This window comes from Paraburkholderia nemoris (assembly GCF_905221015.1).
Taxonomy (GTDB): domain Bacteria; phylum Pseudomonadota; class Gammaproteobacteria; order Burkholderiales; family Burkholderiaceae; genus Paraburkholderia; species Paraburkholderia nemoris.
The window spans coordinates 1-1,118 of sequence record NZ_CAJNBO010000106.1 but is presented as its reverse complement, the minus strand read 5'-3'; the positions used below and the strand labels follow the sequence as shown (position 1 = coordinate 1,118).

Sequence of the window (1,118 nt, the reverse complement as noted above, 5' to 3'; positions counted from 1 at the left end):
TAAACACGACGACATAAATATTGCAGCATGTATGATTGCATGGCCATTCTTTTGAGAGACGACCATGCGCAAGCTGGAAATTGCAGATGCGGAAATCATGCAGCTGGCGATTCGGCAGGAAATCGAGCGGAGTGAGGAGTCGCGATATGACCATCGGCTGCACGGAGTACTGCTGGTCAGCAACGGGTACTCGTGCACCGAAGTGGGCCAGTTGCTGGGGCAGGCTGCCACGACAGTCCAGCGATGGGTCCGACGCTTCGAGCAGGGCGGTTTCGACGGATTGCGTGAAGGGGAACGGCCCGGACGTCCGCGTGCGCTGGATGAGTCGCAATGGCCTCGCATTGAGGCGGATCTGCGCAAGACACCACGCGACTTCGGATTTGAAGCGGGCCTGTGGGATGGGCCCGTTCTGTCGGAGCACTTGCGTAAGCGCTACGGCATCAAGCTCGGGGTGCGGCAGTGCCAGCGGCTGTTTCGCCAGATGGGTTTTCGGCTGCGCAAGCCGCGCCCGCAGGTTGCGCAGTCTGATCCTGTCCGCGTTGCGGCGGTAAAAAAAACTGCGCCGGCTGGCAAGGCGCGAAGACATTGAGCTATGGAGCCTGGACGAATGCCATTTCCAGCAACACGGATCGCGCTGTCGCATGTGGGTTGCGCCGGAGATCCACGATCCGGTGCTGCTGCATGCGCCGACGCGCAAATCGGTGGCGTGCTTTGGCGCCGTCAGCTTGAGCACTGGCCGCTTCGTCTGGCAGGTGTGCCCTGTCTTCAACGCAGAAACGTTTGCGTCCTTTCTGCGCCAGCTACTGCGCCATCGACGTCGCGGCAAGCGCATCGTCGTCGTGCTGGACAACGCCAGGTACCACCATGCCATCCTGCTCAAGCCGTTACTGCGCAAGTACAGGTGCCACCTGACGTTGTTGTTCCTCCCGCCATACAGCCCGCAACTGGCGCCTATCGAACGCGTATGGAAGCTGACACGGCGCCTGTCGCTACATAACCAGTACTTCGCCACGCTCACCGAAGTCCTTTCGGCGGTCGACGCCTGCTTCCAGCACTGGAAGGCACCAAACGAGGTGCTGCGAAGACTATGCTGCATTATTTAAGACGCTGTGTTTAGA

The 1,118-nt window shown here is 59.9% G+C and carries 2 protein-coding genes; both read left to right on the top strand.

Annotated features, from left to right (window positions below; genetic code table 11):
* Positions 1-64 precede the first annotated feature (64 nt).
* Positions 65-589: an IS630 family transposase gene (locus KHO33_RS42755; protein WP_200568575.1), complete on the top strand. Its 525-nt coding sequence runs from the start codon at positions 65-67 to the stop codon at positions 587-589.
* Positions 558-1,103 (top strand): IS630 family transposase, encoded by a 546-nt coding sequence (locus KHO33_RS42750; protein ID WP_200568576.1) that lies wholly within the window; start codon positions 558-560, stop codon positions 1,101-1,103. The genes KHO33_RS42755 and KHO33_RS42750 overlap by 32 nt, the downstream gene beginning before the upstream one ends.
* The last annotated feature ends 15 nt before the right edge of the window (positions 1,104-1,118 follow it).